Origin of the sequence: Desulfurobacterium indicum, assembly GCF_001968985.1 — a bacterium.
Lineage (GTDB): Bacteria > Aquificota > Aquificia > Desulfurobacteriales > Desulfurobacteriaceae > Desulfurobacterium_A > Desulfurobacterium_A indicum.
Genome location: NZ_MOEN01000046.1, coordinates 1 through 4,734 on the forward strand (window position 1 = coordinate 1; position 4,734 = coordinate 4,734).

The 4,734-nt window shown below is 39.1% G+C and carries 6 protein-coding genes, 1 tRNA gene and 1 pseudogene; 6 read left to right on the forward strand and 2 right to left on the reverse strand.

Going from position 1 to position 4,734, the window contains the following annotated elements; genetic code table 11:
• Window positions 1-53: 53 nt before the first annotated feature.
• Window positions 54-263, reverse strand: a complete 210-nt coding sequence (locus BLW93_RS08425; RefSeq protein WP_076713631.1) for a vWA domain-containing protein — start codon at window positions 261-263, stop codon at window positions 54-56.
• 71 nt (window positions 264-334) lie between these two features.
• Here BLW93_RS08425 and BLW93_RS08435 point away from each other — a divergent pair.
• Window positions 335-1,497 (forward strand): annotated as a pseudogene (locus BLW93_RS08435) (IS3 family transposase).
• Here the strand turns inward: BLW93_RS08435 and BLW93_RS08440 are convergent.
• Window positions 1,454-1,747 (reverse strand): hypothetical protein, encoded by a 294-nt coding sequence (locus tag BLW93_RS08440; protein ID WP_076713633.1) that lies wholly within the window; start codon window positions 1,745-1,747, stop codon window positions 1,454-1,456. The pseudogene BLW93_RS08435 and the gene BLW93_RS08440 sit on opposite strands and share 44 nt — an antisense overlap.
• A gap of 162 nt (window positions 1,748-1,909) precedes the next feature.
• On the opposite strand from BLW93_RS08440, the gene pyrF reads away from it, so the two are divergent.
• The 5 genes from pyrF to BLW93_RS09065 all read left to right on the forward strand — a co-directional run bounded on the left by pyrF (window position 1,910) and on the right by BLW93_RS09065 (window position 4,630).
• Window positions 1,910-2,611 carry an orotidine-5'-phosphate decarboxylase gene (gene pyrF / locus BLW93_RS08445; protein ID WP_076713634.1) on the forward strand — a complete coding sequence of 234 codons (702 nt, stop codon included), beginning with the start codon at window positions 1,910-1,912 and terminating at the stop codon, window positions 2,609-2,611.
• 29 nt (window positions 2,612-2,640) lie between these two features.
• Window positions 2,641-3,783 (forward strand): iron-containing alcohol dehydrogenase family protein, encoded by a 1,143-nt coding sequence (locus BLW93_RS08450; protein WP_076713635.1) that lies wholly within the window; start codon window positions 2,641-2,643, stop codon window positions 3,781-3,783.
• A gap of 45 nt (window positions 3,784-3,828) precedes the next feature.
• Window positions 3,829-3,915 (forward strand) — tRNA-Leu (locus tag BLW93_RS08455).
• 333 nt (window positions 3,916-4,248) lie between these two features.
• Window positions 4,249-4,443 carry a hypothetical protein gene (locus BLW93_RS08765; RefSeq protein WP_144444039.1) on the forward strand — a complete coding sequence of 65 codons (195 nt, stop codon included), beginning with the start codon at window positions 4,249-4,251 and terminating at the stop codon, window positions 4,441-4,443.
• 58 nt (window positions 4,444-4,501) lie between these two features.
• Window positions 4,502-4,630, forward strand: coding sequence for a hypothetical protein (locus BLW93_RS09065; RefSeq protein WP_425429715.1), 129 nt, complete (start codon window positions 4,502-4,504; stop codon window positions 4,628-4,630).
• The last annotated feature ends 104 nt before the right edge of the window (window positions 4,631-4,734 follow it).

Consider the following 4,734-nt stretch of genomic DNA (forward strand, 5'->3'; position numbering starts at 1 on the left):
TGAGGCTAAGGAAGAACTTCAGGATATGTTCTCCAGGAGGTACTCCTAATGGTTTACACAAAATTATTGACACAACCCAACTCAAGTTTATAACCATAATCACCATCATAACCAAAACCACTACATGGAGCATCAACAAAACTTGCAAGCCCTACCCTTAAATCACTTATCTTCGTTTTAAGTGCATTCACAATTGCTTCTGTGTTATTCTGCCATGTAAAAAGGTCATCACCAAAACTTCCACTCAAATCAACAAGCCACAAAACATTATATTGCTCCCCTATAGAATGGGACACAATCAAAGTTTAGGAAAATCCATCTACAGGAGGGGAGCATGAGCCGTAGAAACTTTGATCCAGACACAAAAGTTGCCATTGTTCTCGAAGGACTAAAAGGAAATACCACAATAGCTGAAGTATGTAGGAAATACCAAATAAGCGAAACCCTCTACTACAAATGGCGTGATAAGTTCTTAGAAGGAGGGAGAAGAGCCTTCATCTCCCCTGAAAACGATAGGATAAAAGAACTCGAAAAGAAAATAGAAGAACTTGAAAAAATCATAGGTCGCCAGACCGTTCAAATAGAGATTTTAAAAAAAACCTTTTAGATGACCAAGTAGAGAGGATAAAAAAGGCAATGGAATTGTCGAAGGACTACCCTATAACCCTTGTGCTTAAGACGTTAGGAGTGAAAAAGAGTACCTATTACAGGCATATCAAGAAGAAAAGTTTATCTATAGAGCCGAAGAAGGAGGAAGGGCTTAACACCAAGCTTTTAGAAGAGATAAAAACTATTCTCAAAGAACACCCATTCTGGGGATATAGAAGAGTATGGGCATATTTGAGATATGTACGGAATTATCGTGTAAATCGGAAGAGGATTTACAGACTAATGAAAGAGGAAGACCTACTCTAGAAGAAGAAATTGACTCTCAAAGCCAAGAGAACTCCCAAGAAAAAGCCGAAGGCTACAAAGCCGAGGGAAATACTTGGGATAGATGGCACAAAGTTCTGGATAGAGAGACTTGGGTGGGCAAACCTGATAATAGTGATTGACTGGTACACGAAAGAGATACTTGGATATGAGATTTCCCTAAGAAACAAGAGTAGTCAATGGATAACTGCTCTGCAAGAAGCACTTTTCAACGGTTATCCTGAAGGAGCCAGGGGTAAAGGGATAAAACTTGTCAGCGATCATGGGAGTCAACCTACGAGTAAAAGCTTTATGAAATTCTGTTCAGAACTTGGGATAAAGCAGATATTTGCAAGCTATAACAATCCGAAGGGAAATGCTGAGACTGAAAGGATGATAAGGACTATTAAGGAAGAAGTTATCTGGGTTCATGAGTTTGAGAGTTTGGATGAAGCAAAGGAAAAGATAAAGGGATTCATAGAGTTTTACAACAGGGAGTACCCTCATTCAGCTATTGGCTATAAATCTCCTTCTCTCTGTTTCAGGGAATGGATAGAAAGAGAAGGAGGAAAAAAAGTTGCATAGGGAACTCAACAAATTTTCTGAAATTTTTGTCTTGATTTTTGGGGAGCAGTACAACATCCACACCAACATCACCTGTCTCCGGATCCGGTAGATCAACAGTTACCGTCTTTGCAACTGTCACACCAGGAGAAAGAGAAACCGTTACTGTTGCATTTGAACCCTCAGGAATACTTACACTTTCCCCGCCTCCACCACAACTTCCAAAAATAAAAGCTGCAGATGCAGCTACGGCTAAAAGTTTATAACGCATAGCTCCTCCCCAAGATAGTATTTTAAACGATACAGATTTTATTTATATCGCTATTTTTTAATATATACTCTAAAGTAAAAAAAGAAAACCCGATAAATTACCCTCCAAAAGATTTTAAACATAGATTATTATTTCAACACAAAAGATTAAGGAGGCTCTACAATGATTATCGTTGCTCTTGACTTTCCCGATACAGGAATTGCGCTTGAAACAGTTGATAAACTTAAAGGAAAAATCAGAACATTCAAAGTTGGACTTGAACTATTTTTAAGAGGTGGATTCAACATTGTAAGGGAAATTCATAACAGAGGATGCGGTGTTTTTCTCGATTTAAAGTTTCACGACATTCCTAACACCGTATGTGGAGCAGCAAAAGTAGCAATAGAGAATGAGGTTTTCATGTACAACGTTCACACCCTTGGCGGATTTGAGTTTCTAAAAAAGATAGCAGATTTTAACAGGGAATACGCCGAAAAGATGGGGGTAAGAAGGCCTCTACTGATTGGTGTTACTATTTTAACCAGCATGGACAAAAACGATTTAAGAACAATAGGAATAGAAAAGGACATTGAAAGTGAAGTATTAACACTTGCCGAAATAGCTAAAAAAGCGGGGCTTGATGGCGTTGTATGTTCACCGAAAGAAATAAAACTCATAAAAGAGAACTTTGGAGAAGGTTTTATAACCGTAACACCCGGTATCAGACCGGAATGGGCGGCAAAAAATGACCAGAAAAGAGTTATGACTCCTTCTCAGGCAAAACGTGCCGGAACAGACTTTATTGTCGTGGGAAGACCGATAACGGCGGCGGAAAACATGGAAGAAGCAGCAGAAAGGATACTTAAAGAACTTGAAACGGTATAATTAAAAAAAATTAGTTTTAGAGGAAAGGGATGAAAACATTTAAACATCACATGCCAACAAAAGTAATATTTGGAAGAAAAACATTTCTAAAGCTGAAGGACGAATGTGAAAGTGCCAAGCTTGACACTTCAAAAATAGCTGTAATATGTGGAAAATCGGCACTCCATCACGGCTATGCCGACTTTGTGAAAAAACAGTTTGAAAACGTTGAAATATTTGACGATGTGATGTCTGATCCATCGGTAGAGCTTGCAAAAGAACTCACAGAAAAAGTAAAAGACTTTAACCCTTCCCTCATTGTGGCAATTGGAGGGGGAAGTGCCATCGACCTTGCAAAAGTTATTTCCGGTTTATTAAACAATGAAGGAGATGTGGAAGAATTTATCGGAGTACCTGAGTGTTTTAAAAATCCAGCTGTTCCCCTCGTTGCTGTACCAACAACAAGTGGTTCAGGCTCAGAAGTAACACCCTACGCTGTACTCACAAATAAAAAGGAATGGAAAAAAGCACCTCTTATAAGTAGCTATCTTTTTCCTGTAATCGCAATTGATGACCCTGAACTTACAGTAACCATGCCGTCCCACGTAACGGCAAATACGGGCATAGACGCACTTACCCACTGTATGGAAGCTTTAGTTTCCAAAAGAGCAACTCCAATATCAAAACTCTATTCCCTTGAAGGTATTAAGCTAATAACAAAATATCTACCGCGGGCTTTTGGAAATCCACGAGATATAGAAGCAAGAGAAAAAGTTATGCTTGGAAGCATGTTCGGAGGAATGGCAATAACAGACGCGGGGGCAGGTCTTGTCCACACATTGGCACATATCCTTGGCGTCATGTATGACATACCCCATGGACTTGCAAATGCAATGTTCCTATCGGCAGTTCTTGAATTCTACGGACTTTCTGCAAAAGACGAACTACTATCCATCGGCAGAGCTATGGAAATAGAAAGCAGTAACATTTACGAAATAGTGGAAAAAATAAAAGAATTCCTGAGATTTTTTGGTAAGCCAGAAACACTTAAACCGCTTGGTGTAAGCGAAGACGACATAAGCAGCTTCGTATCACTTGCAATGGCAAAGAAATTTTTGATGACAAATCTTCCAAGAATACCATCAGAAAAGGATATTCGTACTATTCTCGAAAAATTACTCAAAAACAGTTGACACCTATGAAAAATAATCCTATATTTTCTGCTACGCAAGGCAGTTGCGGGAGTGGCGGAATCGGCAGACGCGCTGTCTTGAGGGGGCAGTGCCCTTACGGGCGTGCGGGTTCAAATCCCGCCTCCCGCACCATTTCGCTTCAACAATAATCTCTCTTATTAAAAACTACAAGCTCGGCGTATAAAGCTGGCTAAGAAAGTCGGTCCGCCTATAACTTTAAGCTTAGTTGTGTTGCAACTTCTCGGTGATTCTCAGAAAGAGATATCTTACCTTTGCAAACATAGAAATATTCATAAATAACAGTCTTACCTATTCTACATTTTACTGTATTCATAATTTTACTATCTCCTTAGATCTTCTAACATCTGAAGCATTCTAAAAAATGGATTTCCAAGGTCGTTGGTCAATTCTTTTGCTTTTCTCCTCAATTCATCTATACAGGTAGTTACGATATTTTGTATAAGCTTGAGAAATGGAGTAACCTCATGGGGAACACCCTACAAATACCAACCCCAGAAAGCAAAAATGGAACTACGAAAGATTTTACCAGACCTCGTTAAGGAAGCTGGAAGAGAAGTGTTCCTTAAAGAAAACGGAGGAACAAAGAACGGTTTCTATGTCAAAAACTTAGATACTGCCATTGGAAAGCTAAAAACCTGAAAATTCCAGGGAAGGAAGGTTTAAAACTAAGCTGATAGAACCGGGCAAAAGGAGAGACATCAACCTCAAGGACTTAATCCTTGGAATGTTTGTCTTTTGTTTGAGTGCAAGAGCAGTAGCACATACATCTAAGAGTGTATTTGAGCTTAAATACTCGCCTTCAACGATTAGTAAGATTATAAAGTAAATTTAGAAGAAATAAACCGTCGGTTAGGGTTGTGTCAATAATTTTGTGTAAACCATTAGGAGTACCTCCTGGAGAACATATCCTGAAGTTCTTCCTTAGCCTCA